The organism is Acinetobacter sp. P1332 (genome assembly GCF_044057475.1).
Taxonomy (GTDB): Bacteria; Pseudomonadota; Gammaproteobacteria; order Pseudomonadales; family Moraxellaceae; genus Acinetobacter; species Acinetobacter johnsonii.
Genome location: NZ_CP171157.1, coordinates 415,156 through 429,110, shown reverse-complemented (window position 1 = coordinate 429,110; position 13,955 = coordinate 415,156). Strand labels below are relative to the sequence as shown.

Below are 13,955 nucleotides of genomic sequence, written 5' to 3'. Positions count from 1 at the left end.
TCAAACCCCTACCTTAACGGTAATGTGACAAGTACGCTTAGTAATACGATCTGCACGGCCTTTAGCACGTGGCATAATACGTTTAAGGCTAGTGCCTTCATCAACGTAAATCGTAGTAACCTTAAGGTCGTCTACATCTAAACTGTTATTGTGTTCAGCGTTTGCAATTGCAGATTCCAATGCTTTTTTAACCAAAACTGCAGCTTTTTTGTTGCTGAAGTTGAGAATATTAAGCGCGTGAGCAACAGATTTGCCACGGATTAGGTCTGCAACCAAACGAGTTTTTTGTGCCGAGATAGCGGCACCGCGTAATTTAGCAGTAACTTCCATCATAGCACCTTAACGTTTAGATTTCTTGTCAACACCGTGACCACGATAGGTACGAGTTGGCGCGAATTCACCAAGTTTGTGACCAACCATATGTTCAGATACGATCACTGGAACATGGTTACGGCCATTATGTACAGAAATTGTTAAACCAACAAAATCTGGGAGGATCATCGAACGACGCGACCAAGTTTTGATCGGCTTACGGTTATTAGCCGCGATAGCCGCTTCAACCTTAGCGAACAAGTGCGCATCGACGAATGGGCCTTTTTTCAGAGAACGAGGCATTGTCAGATTCCTTTACTTGTTACTTAACGCGACGGTCGCGAATAATCATCTTAGTCGTACGCTTATTGGTACGTGTCTTGTACCCTTTAGCTTTTTGACCCCATGGGCTTACAGGTTGAATACCTTTGCTACGACCTTCACCACCACCGTGCGGGTGATCTACTGGGTTCATCGCCATACCACGAACGGTAGGACGAACGCCACGCCAGCGTGCTGCACCTGCTTTACCAAGTGAACGAAGGTTGCTTTCTTGGTTAGAAACTTCACCAAGAACTGCACGGCACTCAACGTGAATTTTACGCATTTCACCAGAACGTAAACGAACGATAGCGTAAGAACCGTCACGACCCAACAACTGAACTGAAGTACCAGCAGAACGAGCTAATTGCGCGCCTTTACCGATTTTAAGTTCGATGTTGTGAAGAGTAGAACCGATAGGCATGTTGCGAAGCGGTAAACAGTTACCTGGACGAATTGGAGCATCGTTACCAGATTGAACTTTATCGCCAGCGCGAAGGCCTTTAGGCGCGATGATGTAGCGACGCTCACCATCAGCATACAATACTAGTGCAATGTGTGCTGTACGGTTAGGATCGTATTCAATACGCTCTACAGTTGCAGGAATACCATCTTTGTTACGTTTAAAGTCAACTAGACGGTAGTGCTGCTTATGACCGCCACCAACGTGACGAGTCGTGATGTGACCGTTGTTATTACGACCACCAGTACGTTTTTTAGCTTCAACCAACGGAGCATAAGGCGCACCTTTGTGAAGATGGTCGTGAACGACTTTCTCTACAAAGCGACGTCCAGGAGACGTTGGCTTACATTTTTGAATTGGCATAATTCTCGTCCTTATTCCGCTGCGCTTTCAGCGGTATCGCCCAAGTCAGCCATTTCAACATCTTGGCCAGCTTTCAGGGTGACGTATGCTTTTTTAACATCAGAACGACGTCCTAATGTTTTACCAAAGCGTTTAGTCTTACCTTTAGTGATCGCTGTGTTAACTTTAACAACTTGAACACCAAACAATTGCTCAACAGCTTTTTTGATTTCAAGTTTGTTTGCATCAAGTGCAACTTTGAAAACTTGAACACCAGCAGTTTCGCCTAAAACTTGTGCTTTTTCTGAGAATACAGGTCCTTGTAGGACTTGATAGATACGTTCGTTGTTCATCCGAGTTCTACCTCAATTTTCTTAGCAGCAGCTACAGACATAACAACTTTATCGAACGCAATCAAGCTAACAGGATCGATAGCAGCAGCATCAACCACATCAACGTGTGGAATGTTGCGCGCTGCAAGGTATAGATTCTCATCTACAGATTCTGTAACGATCAATGCACGAGTAGCATTCAAGTCGTTAAGTTTTGCAAGCAACTCTTTAGTTTTTGGAGCAGCAACAGCAAACTCTTCAACCAATACAAGACGATCTTGGCGAACAAGTTCAGCTAAGATACATTGCATTGCACCGCGATACATTTTGCGGTTAACTTTTTGAGACCAATCTTGTGGGCGTGCAGCAAAAGTCTTACCACCACCTACCCAGATTGGGCTACGAATAGAACCAGCACGAGCGCGACCAGTACCTTTTTGACGGAATGGCTTTTTGCCACCGCCAGAAACGTCTGCACGTGATTTCTGAGCTTTTGAACCTTGACGGCCACCAGCTAAATAAGCTGTAACAACCTGGTGTACAAGAGCTTCATTGAATTCACGACCGAACGCAACTTCTGATAATTCAACAGCAGAGCCGGAAACAGTATTTAAATTCACGTTATTTCCCCTCAGGCCTTGATCGTAGGACGAACAGTTACGTCACCACCAGTAGCGCCAGGAATCGCACCTTTCACTACTAAAACTGAACGTTCTGCGTCGATAGATACAATTTCTAGACCCTGTACAGTTACGCGCTCAGCACCTAAATGACCAGCCATTTTTTTGCCTTTGAACACGCGACCAGGAGTCTGGTTTTGACCTGTAGAACCCAGAACACGGTGAGAAAGTGAGTTACCGTGAGTCGCATCTTGCGTACGGAAGTTCCAACGCTTAACACCACCCTGGAAACCTTTACCTTTCGACTGACCAGTTACGTCAACTACTTGACCAACTGTGAACATGTCTACACCGATAGTTCCACCAACTTCACGACCTTCAAGATCAGCTTCTGTTGCACGGAATTCTTGAACTAGACGACCAGCAGCAACACCCGCTTTCGCGAAGTGACCTTTCTGAGCGTTAGTTACGCGAGATTCGCGACGTTCACCAGTAGTGATTTGAATCGCTTGATAACCATCAGTTTCAAGCGTTTTGATTTGAGTGATGCGGTTAGGATCAACCTCAATCACTGTAACAGGCACAGAAACACCAGCATCTGTAAAGATACGTGTCATACCGCACTTGCGACCGACTAAACCAATAGCCATGTGCATAAACCTCTAAAAAAGCGGCCTAATTAACTTAGAGCGTTAATTAACCCGAAAGCCTTAACCCAATGCGATCTGAACATCAACACCAGCTGCAAGATCTAACTTCATCAATGCATCTACAGTTTTGTCTGTAGGTTGAACGATGTCGATCAAACGTTTATAAGTGCGGATCTCGTATTGGTCACGCGCATCTTTGTTAACGTGTGGTGATGTTAAAACGTTAAAACGTTCAATGCGTGTAGGCATTGGAATTGGACCACAAACTTGTGCGCCAGTACGTTTTGCTGTTTCTACGATTTCTTGAGCTGATTGATCAATTAAACGGTGATCAAAAGACTTCAAACGGATACGAATTCTCTGGTTAGACATACCAGTAAACTCCAAGCCAAATATATAAAGAATCACTCCTGACGCATCTCACCCCACTAAAAAGGTAAGTGTCAAGAGCAGTGAAATATCACTAAGGTCATGATCGATGCCACGACTGTCACGATGTTAACTACTTTATTCGCAGTTAACCCCCTTTCATTAAAGGGTCGCTCATTATAGCCATTGTTTAATGCATAAGCAAATCCATTTTTGGTTTTTTACAATATATTCAATTTGCTTGGATTATCAGTAGCTTAAAAAAGCATCAATAGACTGTTTGCCGCAACACATAATCAATTGCACTATTAAGAATTTGATTTCCCTCAATAAAATTTAATTTTGTCGATTTTTTCAATTCAGCTTCAGTTGCCACGTATTGCCCCGAAAACTTATTCAGCTCGTCATCATTTTCTAAAAAAAGTGCTAAAGTTTCTGGCACGATCTCTGGGTGAAATTGAAAACCCAATACATTCTTTCCAATTTGGTACATTTGATTGCGACAGACGGTATTTTCAGCCAAATGTACAGCACCTTTTGGAATTTCAAAGGTCTCGCTATGCCATTGCATCACATTAAACTGTTCAGGCAACTCAAAGCATTCTGTTGGGACGTGCTGGATTTTGCGTACTGTCGCCCAACCCAACTCCTGTTGTTCATTGCGACTGACCGCGGCACCAAGTGCATTCGCAATCAGTTGCCCCCCCAAGCATAAGCCAATCGCGGGCTTTCCAGCGGCCAAATAACGTCTTAACCAACGCTTCTCGATCTTTAACCATGGAAAATTCACTTCATCATTCACACTCATGGTGCCCCCCATAATGATGAGTAAGTCAACATCCTCAATACTCGGTAAGGCCTCTATCTCTAAGGCTTGATCCACAGGTAAAGCAAAAAACTCGGTTGCACTGATCACTGCACCTTGTTGTTTTAAATATGTATAGCAACTGCCGAACCCTTCACCAGCAATATGCTGAAAATAATGTACTTTTAAATGCGACGTCATGCGCTTATGCCTTCTTTTTACTATCCTTATAGATGATTTAGCAAAATTGAAGCCAACTTTTTATTTTGCTTACCTTTATTCACATTTGTTCAATTTTCTCGCCTATTTAGAAACTTTCTCTTAAGCTAAAAACAATTTATCGCTTTATGATGAGTCGATTCGTGAAAAAAAATCCGCAAACTGCCTTGGTTCATGCACCAAGACAAGCGCCTCAGTACATTTCAACAATCCAACCTCCCCTGTATCGTGCATCGACGATTATTTTTAAAGATACCGATGCACTGTTTAATCGCCATTGGACCGATGACTATGACTATAGTTATGGCACCCATGGCACCCCCACCACATTTACGTTAGGCGATAACATTGCACAAATTGAGGGTGGAAAGTACTGCCTACTCGCACCAAGTGGTTTATCTGCCATCAACCTAGTGAACTCATGTTTTTTAAGCCATGGTGATGAAGTTTGGGTGGCAGATAATATTTACGGGCCAAACATGGAGCATCTTCGTAATCTAGAAAAACGCTATGGCATTGGTGTTCGTGTTTATAACCCTATTGATGTGTCCTCTTTCCAACCGACGGAAAAAGCAAAACTGATTTGGATAGAAGCCGCAGGGTCGGTCACACTGGAATTTCCAGATTTGGTCGGACTGGTGAAAAAGGCACAAGCCCATCATGTGCTCTCTGTTCTAGACAACACTTGGGGCGCAGGCCTTGCCTTTAATGCTTTTGATTTTAGTGATGAGCACTTAAGTGTAGATGTAACAGTACATGCTTTGACCAAGTACCCAAGTGGCGGCGGAGACATTTTAATGGGCTCAGTCGTGACACGCGAACGAGCTTTACATCATCAACTCTTTCGTACGCATGCCATTCAAGGCATTAGCGTTTCTGGGGATGATGTTGCTCAAGTCCAACGCAGTCTGGCATCAATGCGCATTCGGTATGCCGCACAGTCTGAAAGTGCGCTGCAACTCCTGGCATGGCTAAAACAACAACCGGAATTTGTGCAGGTCTTACACCCTGCTGACTCGAGTGCCGCGGGTCATTCATATTGGAAAGACATTTGTGTCGATCAACACAGTGCAGGTTTGGTCAGTGTCATTTTCAAGCCTGAATTTGATCTGCAGGATATTCGTCAGTTTTGTGATGCCCTGTCGCTCTTCAAACTCGGCTTTAGTTGGGGCGGTCCTGTCAGTTTGGTGATGCTGTATGACCTCAAAGACATGCGTGCACTTGAGCATACACATTTACAACAAGGTTTATTGGTTCGCTTTTGTATAGGACTAGAACATCCTGCCGATTTAATTCAAGATATAGAAAACGCACTAAAACAACTGAATAACCATCACAAAAAAATTGAATAGGAAGAAGTATGAGCACCCCGATCATCATTGCCAAGAAAACCACGAATACCCAACAAGATGTTGTTCTACACTCAAAGTTTGCCAACCGTCATGGCTTAATTGCAGGGGCAACAGGGACAGGTAAAACCGTAACCCTGAAGGTGTTGGCTGAAAGTTTTTCCAGACTCGGGGTGCCCGTATTTTTAGCCGATGCCAAAGGTGATGTTTCCAGCTTAGCGCAGGCAGGCGCATCCAACCCAAAATTTGATGAACGCATTAAAAGTTTAGGCATCGACAGCATTCCCTTTGCTGCCTCACCCGTGGTGTTTTGGGATTTATTTGCTGAACAAGGTCATCCTATTCGGACCACGATTACCGAAATTGGCCCGCTGTTGCTGGCACGTATGCTCAATTTGAATGACACCCAAGAAGGGGTACTTTCTGCGGTATTTCGTATTGCAGATGATCAAGGCATGTTACTGATCGACTTTAAAGACTTAAAAGCCATGATTGGTTATGTCAGTGAACATGCCGCAGAGTTTAAAGCCGAATATGGCAACCTATCTCCTGCCAGCCTTGGCGCGATTCAACGGAATTTATTGGCACTTGCCGATCAAGGCGGTGATCAATTCTTCGGGGAGCCCAGTTTAAATATTCTCGACTTTATTCAGACCGACAGTAATGGTCATGGTTATATCAATATCTTAGCCGCAGACAAGCTCATGAATACCCCAAAGCTCTATGCCACTTTTCTGCTCTGGATGCTTTCAGAACTGTTTGAACAGCTGCCTGAGGTTGGCGATATGGACAAGCCCAAGCTGGTGTTCTTCTTTGATGAAGCGCATTTACTGTTTGATAATGCCAGTGCAGCGCTGCAAGAAAAAATTGAACAAGTGGTGCGCCTGATCCGCTCCAAAGGGGTGGGTATTTACTTTGTCACGCAAAACCCACTGGATTTGCCTGAAAGCGTCCTAGGACAGCTCGGAAATCGCGTACAACATGCCTTACGTGCCTTTACCCCGAAAGATCAAAAAGCAGTTAAAACAGCTGCAGACACCTTTCGTGCCAATCCTGAATTTAAAGTTGAGCAAGCCATCACTGAACTAGCTGTGGGTGAAGCTTTAATTAGTTGCCTAGATGAACAAGGCACGCCGCAAGTCGTAGAGCGTGCATGGGTGATGCCACCCTATTCGTCTTTCACTCCGATTAGCCCAGAGCAACGTCAAGCCTTGATTTCACAAAGTATCGTGGCAGGCATTTATGAAAAAAGCCTAGACCGTGAAAGCGCTTTTGAACTTCTACAAAATAAAGTGGTTGAACGCCAACAACAAGCTGTACAGATAGAGCAAGAGAAACAACAAACCAAAGAACAAGAGGCGCTAGCGAAACAGAAGGCCAAAGAAGCTGAAACACTAGCGAAGCAACAAGCACGTGAGCAAGAGCGGATTGCGAAAGAACAGCAAAAAGAAGCTGAACGTGAAGCAAAACAGCGTGAGAAGCTAATTCAAGACACGGTCGGAACCTTTGCTAAAAGTGCCGCACGTAGCCTTGGGGGCAGTACAGGACAAAAAATCGTCCGTGGTTTACTCGGCTCTTTGTTTGGGCGTAAGTGATCTACTTTTTAAATGTAAAAATCAAAATTTATGGGATATTATTATATTCCATAAAAAAATTAAGCTTTTCTTTAAAAGATGTATTTACATTGCATCTTTAAAGGTATATTTTAAATACATCTTATAAATGATAGCCAAGAGAGATCAAACATGACTCCGCAGCAAATTGAACTTGTAAAAGCAACTGTTCCTGTCCTTCGTGAAAATGGTGTCGCACTCACGGGTTATTTTTATAACCGCATGTTAGGCAACAATCCTAATTTAAAAGAAACCTTTAATATGGGGCATCAACGCAGTGGTGCTCAAGCCCAAGCTTTGGCGGGTGCTGTGTTGGCCTATGCAGAAAACATTGAAGATCCTTCAGTATTACTCCCTGTGGTTGAGCTGATTGCCCACAAACATGTCAGCTTGAATATTCAAGCACCTGACTACAACATTGTTGGGGAAAACCTCCTCCATTCGATTAGTGAAGTTTTAAGTATTTCAATGGAAGATCCATTGATTGATGCTTGGGCTACAGCGTATGGTCAATTGGCTGATTTATTCATTAGCACTGAAAAAGCGATTTATGAGCAACATCAACAAACCAAAGGGAGCTGGTTAGGCTGGCACAACTTTAAAATCGCGAAAAAAGTGGTTGAAAGCGATGAAATAACTTCTTTCTATCTTGCCCCTGTGGACGGTGGTGATTTACCAAAATATGAAGCAGGTCAGTACATTTCAGTACGTGTATTTGTTGAGGAACTTGGTCTAAAACAACCTCGCCAATACACCCTTTCAACCAGCCCTCAAGCTGACTATTTACGTATCTCGGTCAAACGCGAAGGTGAAAAAGGCGATTTGGCAGGCGGCTGGGTGTCAAATACCCTGCATGGTTTAGCCGAAGGTGCTGAAATTGAAGTGTCTGCACCAACAGGTAACTTCTACCTGATTGACCCAAACAAACGTAATGTCTTTATTAGTGGTGGTGTCGGCCTCACACCAATGGTGGCGATGCTGAATCAGTTGGTGACTTTAGATATGCCAGAACCTGTGACTTTTGTACACGCCTGCCGCAGCAAACAAGTGCATGCCATGAAACAACATATTCATGACTTAAAAGCCAAATACCCACGCTTAAGCACCTTTACTGCATATGAGTTTCCACATCAAAGCGATGTTTTAGGTCAAGATTATGATGCGAAGGGTCGCCTTGATTTGAGTACCATTGATAGCGCGATTCTACCTGTTCAAGCAGACTACTACTTATGCGGCCCAATGCCATTTATGGCAGAGCAACAAAAAGCCCTGATTGCCCGCGGTGTTCCTGTTGAAAATATTCACAGTGAAGCTTTTGGTACAGGTGGTGTTCACCACTAACCCATGCCATCGGCATAAAATAGAGAGGGTTAGTCAGGTTATGCTAGACTAGCCCTTTGTTTTTTTGCTTATCAACGATCATTACCCTCATGCAGCTCAATAAATTTACCGATTATGCTTTGCGAATTCTGATGTATGTTTCGCAGCCGAAAGCGCTGCCGCATACCATTGCAGAACTGGCGCAAGCACTACAAGTGTCTGAAAACCACTTGATGAAAATCGTACACTTTATGGCGAAACAGCAGTGGATTATTACCGCACGCGGTCGTGGCGGTGGGATTCGACTCAATCCAGAAACCCTACATTTAAGACTGGGCGAGATTGTGCGGGTCTTACAAGCGGATCAGAACATTGTGGAATGTAACACCCCGCCTTGCGTACTCCGCTCGAATTGCGGACTCAAAGGGATCTTAGATCAAGCGCTGGATCAGTTCTATCACAGCTTAGACCAATATACCTTAGCAGATGTACTGGGCACTGAAGCTCAAAATAAGTTCACAACCCACTCGCCGATTAACCTGATCAATCTTGCCGATTAAGGTCTTTTATAGACAAGATTACGGACTTTACGCTGCAAAGGTCGATTGCCTGCTCGACTTCCATTATAATGGCTGATTGTAGATCATAAATTGAAGTTGAGTTATGCACCACAGCCGAGGAAAATCCAAAAACAGTAAAATTGCTGCTGCCCCAAAGCAAAAAATTAGCTATGAAAAAAAGGTAGATTCTGCAGTTACTGAATATGCTGTGCGCGCTCTCAACTGGCTGCGTAAAGCAGAGTTTTTAATGAGTGCTCCGAAGCTCAACCTGTGTGTAGAAGATACAGGCTATGAAATTGCCTTTGCGGGTCGTTCAAATGCAGGTAAGTCCAGTGCGATCAATGCCTTAACCAACCAAAAGCAATTGGCTCGTGCCTCGAAAAGACCGGGTCGTACGCAGATGATTAACTTTTTCAGTCTGGGTAATCCTGACCAACGTCTCGTCGACTTACCTGGTTATGGTTATGCAGCCGTGCCTGAAGCAATGAAAATCGTGTGGCAAAAAGAGTTAGAAAATTACCTGATTCAGCGTAAAAGCTTACAAGGCTTAGTCTTGTTGATGGATATTCGTCATCCGCTACAGCACTTTGACGTGATGATGTTGGAATGGGCTTATTCACGTAAATTGTTTGTGCATGTGCTACTGACCAAGTCCGACAAACTCAACCGTGGCCCTGCCTCTAAAGCATTACAAGAAGTTAAAGCCCAATTGAAAAAGATGAAACTTGATTTCTCAATTCAATTGTTCTCTTCCCTCAACAAACAAGGCCTAGAAGAACTGGCGAGCGTGATGGGCGGACGACTGAATTTTACTTTAGACCAAGCCCAACACTTTGACTTAAGTAGCATTCCAGATGCGACGGCAGATGAGCTGAATGCAGACGAATTCGATGAAGATCCTGAAGCTTCTATGGATCTTGATGCTGAAGACGATATGGAAACCAAACCACAGTCTGAGACTTAAGTTTTAAACGCCAACCCATAAAAGCATCATCTATTGCTGTATCTGTGTCCCCTATTGCTAATCGCAATCGGGGACTTTTTTTTATACTGACTTTATTCAGCTCGTGAAAAAGTTTAATACATATAAAAATAGGTCAGCATATGAAATTATGGTCTCGATTGAAAAAAAACAAAATTCGTTCCTCTATTGCCTACACAATTAAGCCTCGCAAAGTTAAATTTGAGTCGCAAGACAGTCTCATTGATTGGATTCCCAACCACCCTTTTGCCAGCTATTTCATCAATGAAATTAATATGATCCTGCCCGCAGGTGAGTTCTGGTTCTGCCGCCTCTATAACAAAGTTTTACCGCAAATTAGCGATGAAAAACTGAAGCAAGATGTACAAGCCTTTATTCGCCAAGAAGCCATGCATGCGCAGGCACACAACTCAGCCAACAAAGAGTATCTCAGCCAAAGAAAGATTGATGTCTCCCGTAATCTAGCGTTGATGGATTTCTTATTTGGAAAATTACTGGCCGATAAACCACTTGATCTCACTGTACCTAAAGCACTTGAGCACCAGTGGGATCTGTTTCGACTCGGTATTATTGCCACGGTGGAACACATGACCTGTGTCCTTGGAAAATATGCACTGGACAACACCGAATGGGAAAAAATGGGCGCTGACCCTGCGATGCTAGACTTAATCAAATGGCACGGCGCAGAAGAAATTGAACACCGTACCGTCGCATTTGATTTGTACCGACATTTAGGTGGAGGCTATATTGCGCGCTATTATTTGAGTCTGGTGGTGATTGCTGCCGTTCTGGGCTTATGGGTCGATGGTGCAGCTCATATTATGAAACAAGATGACCGCTTTAAGTCGATTCAACCCAGTCTGTTTAAACCTTGGATTTGGCGTGAGTGGCTGTCTATTTCTAAACGGAATCATCAAGTTTTACCAAGTCCGTTATGGCTCATCTCACAGCAATTTGGCTATTTAGTGCCGTGGTATGACCCTGTACACGAAGCCAAAACAGAAGATGCGATTGCCTACTTAGACCAATCCCCAGCGGCTAAACGTGCCATGCTCAAAGTCGCTTAAATCCTAAAATAAAAAAAGCAGCTTAATAGCTGCTTTTTTATTTTAGAGCAAAACTTAAGACGGATTCGATAAATTGGGCAAAGGTGCATCCAGATCCTGGGTATGTCGATCCACCACCACACTAATCATCATGTCACCTTGTACATTCACCACAGTACGCACGGTATCCAGTAAGCGATCAATCGGTAATAAAATCGCAATCGCTTCAGCAGGAAGCCCGACAGACTGCAATACCATAATCATAGTGACCATGCCTGCACTCGGAATCCCTGGAGCACCTAAAGAAGCAATCATCGCCGTCAGACACACCACCAGCTGCTGACTCAAGGTCAAATCGAGTCCCATCAAGTTGGCAATAAACAAAGCCGCCGCAGCCTCATACAGCGCAGTACCATCCATATTGAGCTGCGTCCCCAACGGAATCACAAAGCCTGCCGTTTGCGGACGTACACCAAGATTTTCTTGCGCACACTTGAGGGATAAAGGCATAGTTGCCGAGCTTGAACTGGTGGCAAAAGCCGTAATCAACGCCACACGCGTGCCTTTAAAAAAGGTCATCGGGTTCATCTTGCCAAAAATCCACAGTAATAGCGGCAAAACCACCAGACCATGAAAAATGGTAGTGCCCGTTACCACAGCCGCAAACTCTGCCAAACGACTCAATACAGAAATGTCTTCAGTGGCAATCAACTTAGCAAGTAAGGCAAAAATTCCTAGCGGGGCTAGCTTCATCACCCAACCAATCATCAACATCATGATGTCAAAGAACTGTTGACTCAGCTTACGTACGGTACGGAATTTTTCGCCGCCCTTGACGAGTGCCACACCTATGAACAACGCAAAAACCACTACCGCTAAAACATTGCCTTCGGCAAAAGCTTTGAAGGGATTAATCAGCGTATTTTGAATAAAGTTGGTGAAGAACGAAGATGGGGTGAGCGTATCTGGCGTTTGATGAGCGGCCATAGCGTCTTGGAACATGGCGATATCGACACCTTTGCCGACTTCAAATAAATGCGCGCAGCTTAAACCCAATATCAAGGCCAAAGTCGTGGTGGTGACACAGCATGCCAGCGTAATTTTCCAAACACGGGAGAGCTGGCCACCCGCTTGTAAGTTGGATACCCCCACCACAATTGAGCTAAAAATAAGGGGAATCAAGAGCATTTTTAATAGACCAATAAAAATACTGCTGACCACCCCGATTCCATACAAACTCATGTCTAAAAAAGCGGTACCCGGGAAAAGATTGAGAATAAATCCGAAGATGACCCCGAAGATCGCTGCAATTAGAATTTGCGTGTTTAAGCTCATAGTTTCATGCTTTTCAAAGATTTCTTTGGGAAACTATGCCATGTGAACGGGCTAGAATCGAGCATTTTTTTGTCACAAGTACTGCACATTTCCCCATATACCTCTCCCAAAAAGATGAGGTCATTACAATTGAAGCTCAACGCCTAGCTCAGCTCTGACCGCCTTTCAGTCATAAAATCAGTCATAAAAAAAGCTGAGTCATATCACTCAGCTTTTTCTGTACTTAGGCTTTATTGGGCTTCGATTTCACGGAGCCGAATCAAACCTTCTTGAGTGGTACTACACACCAACTCACCGTTTTGCCACATTCGTCCAAAGTTTAAACCACGTGAACTGGCACTGACTGTGGCGTCCATGTCATACAGCATCCAGTCATCTACACGAAAGGGTTTATGGAAATACATAGCATGGTCGATACTCGCACACTGCAAACTTGGCGAAAGATAACTTAAACCATGTGGGCGCAGTGCCGTGGTCATTAAAGTGAAATCTGAATAGAATGCTGCAATTGACTGATGCAACGAAATTTCATCCACTTCTGCTGCAATGCGGTCATGCGTGCGAATATAGTGCGCATACACAGGTGCTTCAGGCTGCGGTTGATACGGGTTCTGTGGATTGATGGGACGAATTTCCACATGACGATCCCGCATGAAACTTGCACGCACATTTTCAGGCACAAATTCCACCATCATTTTTTTCAGTTCAGCCTCAGACTTTAAAGACTCTGGTGCTGGATACTCAGGCTCACCGATTTGGTAATTCAGCCCTTCTTCATTGTCAGCAAAAGACACCATGCACATAAAGATGGTTTTACCATGCTGAATAGCACGCACTTGGCGACTGACAAAACTACGGCCATCACGAATTCGATCAACTTCATAGATAATCGGCGCGTTCACATCGCCACCAAATAAAAAGTATGCATGTAAAGAATGAGCTGGACGATCCGTCGTATATGACGCCGCACGTAGGGCCTGACCTAAGACTTGTCCGCCAAAAACACGCTTCCCAACCAAATTACGGCTTTGTCCACGAAAGATATTTTCCTCAATTTTTTCGAGGCTCAGTAATTCAACCAACTCTTGGGTTAAGGCATTCATAAGCAACCTACTTAATGGTGAGAGACCAGATTTTTCTGTAAAGTGATGAGGTGTGATATCGATATTAAAATCTATTTTGCCATAAATTCAGACTAAAACCCTATAGATTACTTGACTGAGTTGTCATAAGTTTTTTTCGTTATTTCCCACTAAAAATACGATTTTTAACGATAAAATTCACCATATAAAACAAATTTGTCAGGAAATGACATAC

General features: G+C 43.9%; 16 protein-coding genes. 6 read left to right on the top strand and 10 right to left on the bottom strand.

Annotated elements, in window-relative coordinates; translation table 11 throughout:
* From rplV to ACFN7Z_RS01945, 8 genes are all read right to left on the bottom strand, one after another.
* Positions 1-330 carry a 50S ribosomal protein L22 gene (gene rplV, locus ACFN7Z_RS01980; RefSeq protein ID WP_004691320.1) on the bottom strand — a complete coding sequence of 110 codons (330 nt, stop codon included), beginning with the start codon at positions 328-330 and terminating at the stop codon, positions 1-3.
* Between the two features lie 9 nt (positions 331-339).
* Entirely contained in the window at positions 340-615 is a 276-nt protein-coding gene (rpsS, locus tag ACFN7Z_RS01975; RefSeq protein WP_004281508.1) for a 30S ribosomal protein S19, read from the bottom strand.
* Between the two features lie 19 nt (positions 616-634).
* Complete coding sequence (gene rplB / locus ACFN7Z_RS01970; RefSeq protein ID WP_004691322.1) at positions 635-1,459, bottom strand: 50S ribosomal protein L2; 825 nt, start codon at positions 1,457-1,459, stop codon at positions 635-637.
* An 11-nt stretch (positions 1,460-1,470) separates the two neighbouring features.
* Entirely contained in the window at positions 1,471-1,791 is a 321-nt protein-coding gene (gene rplW / locus ACFN7Z_RS01965; RefSeq protein WP_395442555.1) for a 50S ribosomal protein L23, read from the bottom strand.
* A complete protein-coding gene (gene rplD / locus ACFN7Z_RS01960; protein WP_004691326.1) occupies positions 1,788-2,390 on the bottom strand; it encodes a 50S ribosomal protein L4 in 603 nt (200 codons plus the stop codon). The genes rplW and rplD overlap by 4 nt, the downstream gene beginning before the upstream one ends.
* Before the next feature lie 11 nt (positions 2,391-2,401).
* The gene (gene rplC / locus ACFN7Z_RS01955) at positions 2,402-3,040 is read right to left on the bottom strand and encodes a 50S ribosomal protein L3 (protein ID WP_004691328.1); all 639 of its coding nucleotides are present in this window, start codon (positions 3,038-3,040) and stop codon (positions 2,402-2,404) included.
* Between the two features lie 60 nt (positions 3,041-3,100).
* Positions 3,101-3,412, bottom strand: coding sequence for a 30S ribosomal protein S10 (gene rpsJ, locus ACFN7Z_RS01950; protein ID WP_000070912.1), 312 nt, complete (start codon positions 3,410-3,412; stop codon positions 3,101-3,103).
* 265 nt (positions 3,413-3,677) lie between these two features.
* Positions 3,678-4,415 (bottom strand): type 1 glutamine amidotransferase, encoded by a 738-nt coding sequence (locus ACFN7Z_RS01945; RefSeq protein WP_270428921.1) that lies wholly within the window; start codon positions 4,413-4,415, stop codon positions 3,678-3,680.
* 161 nt (positions 4,416-4,576) lie between these two features.
* Here ACFN7Z_RS01945 and ACFN7Z_RS01940 point away from each other — a divergent pair, with 161 nt between their 5' ends.
* The 6 genes from ACFN7Z_RS01940 (at position 4,577) to ACFN7Z_RS01915 (ending at position 11,324) form a co-directional block, all read left to right on the top strand.
* Positions 4,577-5,785, top strand: coding sequence for a PLP-dependent transferase (locus ACFN7Z_RS01940; protein ID WP_335998419.1), 1,209 nt, complete (start codon positions 4,577-4,579; stop codon positions 5,783-5,785).
* Positions 5,786-5,793: 8 nt separating this feature from the next.
* Positions 5,794-7,377: a helicase HerA-like domain-containing protein gene (locus ACFN7Z_RS01935; protein WP_218288535.1), complete on the top strand. Its 1,584-nt coding sequence runs from the start codon at positions 5,794-5,796 to the stop codon at positions 7,375-7,377.
* A 150-nt stretch (positions 7,378-7,527) separates the two neighbouring features.
* Entirely contained in the window at positions 7,528-8,736 is a 1,209-nt protein-coding gene (gene hmpA / locus ACFN7Z_RS01930) for an NO-inducible flavohemoprotein (RefSeq protein WP_395442554.1), read from the top strand.
* A gap of 89 nt (positions 8,737-8,825) precedes the next feature.
* The gene (locus ACFN7Z_RS01925) at positions 8,826-9,275 is read left to right on the top strand and encodes an Rrf2 family transcriptional regulator (protein WP_004977913.1); all 450 of its coding nucleotides are present in this window, start codon (positions 8,826-8,828) and stop codon (positions 9,273-9,275) included.
* 103 nt (positions 9,276-9,378) lie between these two features.
* Positions 9,379-10,239 (top strand): ribosome biogenesis GTP-binding protein YihA/YsxC, encoded by an 861-nt coding sequence (gene yihA / locus ACFN7Z_RS01920; protein WP_395442553.1) that lies wholly within the window; start codon positions 9,379-9,381, stop codon positions 10,237-10,239.
* A 140-nt stretch (positions 10,240-10,379) separates the two neighbouring features.
* Positions 10,380-11,324 carry a metal-dependent hydrolase gene (locus tag ACFN7Z_RS01915; protein WP_395442552.1) on the top strand — a complete coding sequence of 315 codons (945 nt, stop codon included), beginning with the start codon at positions 10,380-10,382 and terminating at the stop codon, positions 11,322-11,324.
* 54 nt (positions 11,325-11,378) lie between these two features.
* Here the strand turns inward: ACFN7Z_RS01915 and ACFN7Z_RS01910 are convergent, their stop codons facing one another.
* Together ACFN7Z_RS01910 and ACFN7Z_RS01905 are read right to left on the bottom strand one after the other, a co-directional pair.
* On the bottom strand, positions 11,379-12,638 hold the full coding sequence (locus ACFN7Z_RS01910) for a dicarboxylate/amino acid:cation symporter (RefSeq protein WP_234954355.1): 1,260 nt from the start codon (positions 12,636-12,638) through the stop codon (positions 11,379-11,381).
* A gap of 230 nt (positions 12,639-12,868) precedes the next feature.
* Positions 12,869-13,741 (bottom strand): acyl-CoA thioesterase, encoded by an 873-nt coding sequence (locus ACFN7Z_RS01905; protein WP_395442551.1) that lies wholly within the window; start codon positions 13,739-13,741, stop codon positions 12,869-12,871.
* Between the last annotated feature and the right edge of the window lie 214 nt (positions 13,742-13,955).

Bases quoted from the DNA above. Each gene is read 5' to 3' on its own strand.
- rplV (WP_004691320.1), bottom strand. From the start codon at position 330: ATGGAAGTTACTGCTAAATTACGCGGTGCCGCTATCTCGGCACAAAAA.
- rpsS (WP_004281508.1), bottom strand. From the start codon at position 615: ATGCCTCGTTCTCTGAAAAAAGGCCCATTCGTCGATGCGCACTTGTTC.
- rplB (WP_004691322.1), bottom strand. From the start codon at position 1,459: ATGCCAATTCAAAAATGTAAGCCAACGTCTCCTGGACGTCGCTTTGTA.
- rplW (WP_395442555.1), bottom strand. From the start codon at position 1,791: ATGAACAACGAACGTATCTATCAAGTCCTACAAGGACCTGTATTCTCA.
- rplC (WP_004691328.1), bottom strand. From the start codon at position 3,040: ATGGCTATTGGTTTAGTCGGTCGCAAGTGCGGTATGACACGTATCTTT.
- rpsJ (WP_000070912.1), bottom strand. From the start codon at position 3,412: ATGTCTAACCAGAGAATTCGTATCCGTTTGAAGTCTTTTGATCACCGT.
- ACFN7Z_RS01945 (WP_270428921.1), bottom strand. From the start codon at position 4,415: ATGACGTCGCATTTAAAAGTACATTATTTTCAGCATATTGCTGGTGAA.
- ACFN7Z_RS01935 (WP_218288535.1), top strand. From the start codon at position 5,794: ATGAGCACCCCGATCATCATTGCCAAGAAAACCACGAATACCCAACAA.
- hmpA (WP_395442554.1), top strand. From the start codon at position 7,528: ATGACTCCGCAGCAAATTGAACTTGTAAAAGCAACTGTTCCTGTCCTT.
- ACFN7Z_RS01925 (WP_004977913.1), top strand. From the start codon at position 8,826: ATGCAGCTCAATAAATTTACCGATTATGCTTTGCGAATTCTGATGTAT.
- yihA (WP_395442553.1), top strand. From the start codon at position 9,379: ATGCACCACAGCCGAGGAAAATCCAAAAACAGTAAAATTGCTGCTGCC.
- ACFN7Z_RS01915 (WP_395442552.1), top strand. From the start codon at position 10,380: ATGAAATTATGGTCTCGATTGAAAAAAAACAAAATTCGTTCCTCTATT.
- ACFN7Z_RS01910 (WP_234954355.1), bottom strand. From the start codon at position 12,638: ATGAGCTTAAACACGCAAATTCTAATTGCAGCGATCTTCGGGGTCATC.
- ACFN7Z_RS01905 (WP_395442551.1), bottom strand. From the start codon at position 13,741: ATGAATGCCTTAACCCAAGAGTTGGTTGAATTACTGAGCCTCGAAAAA.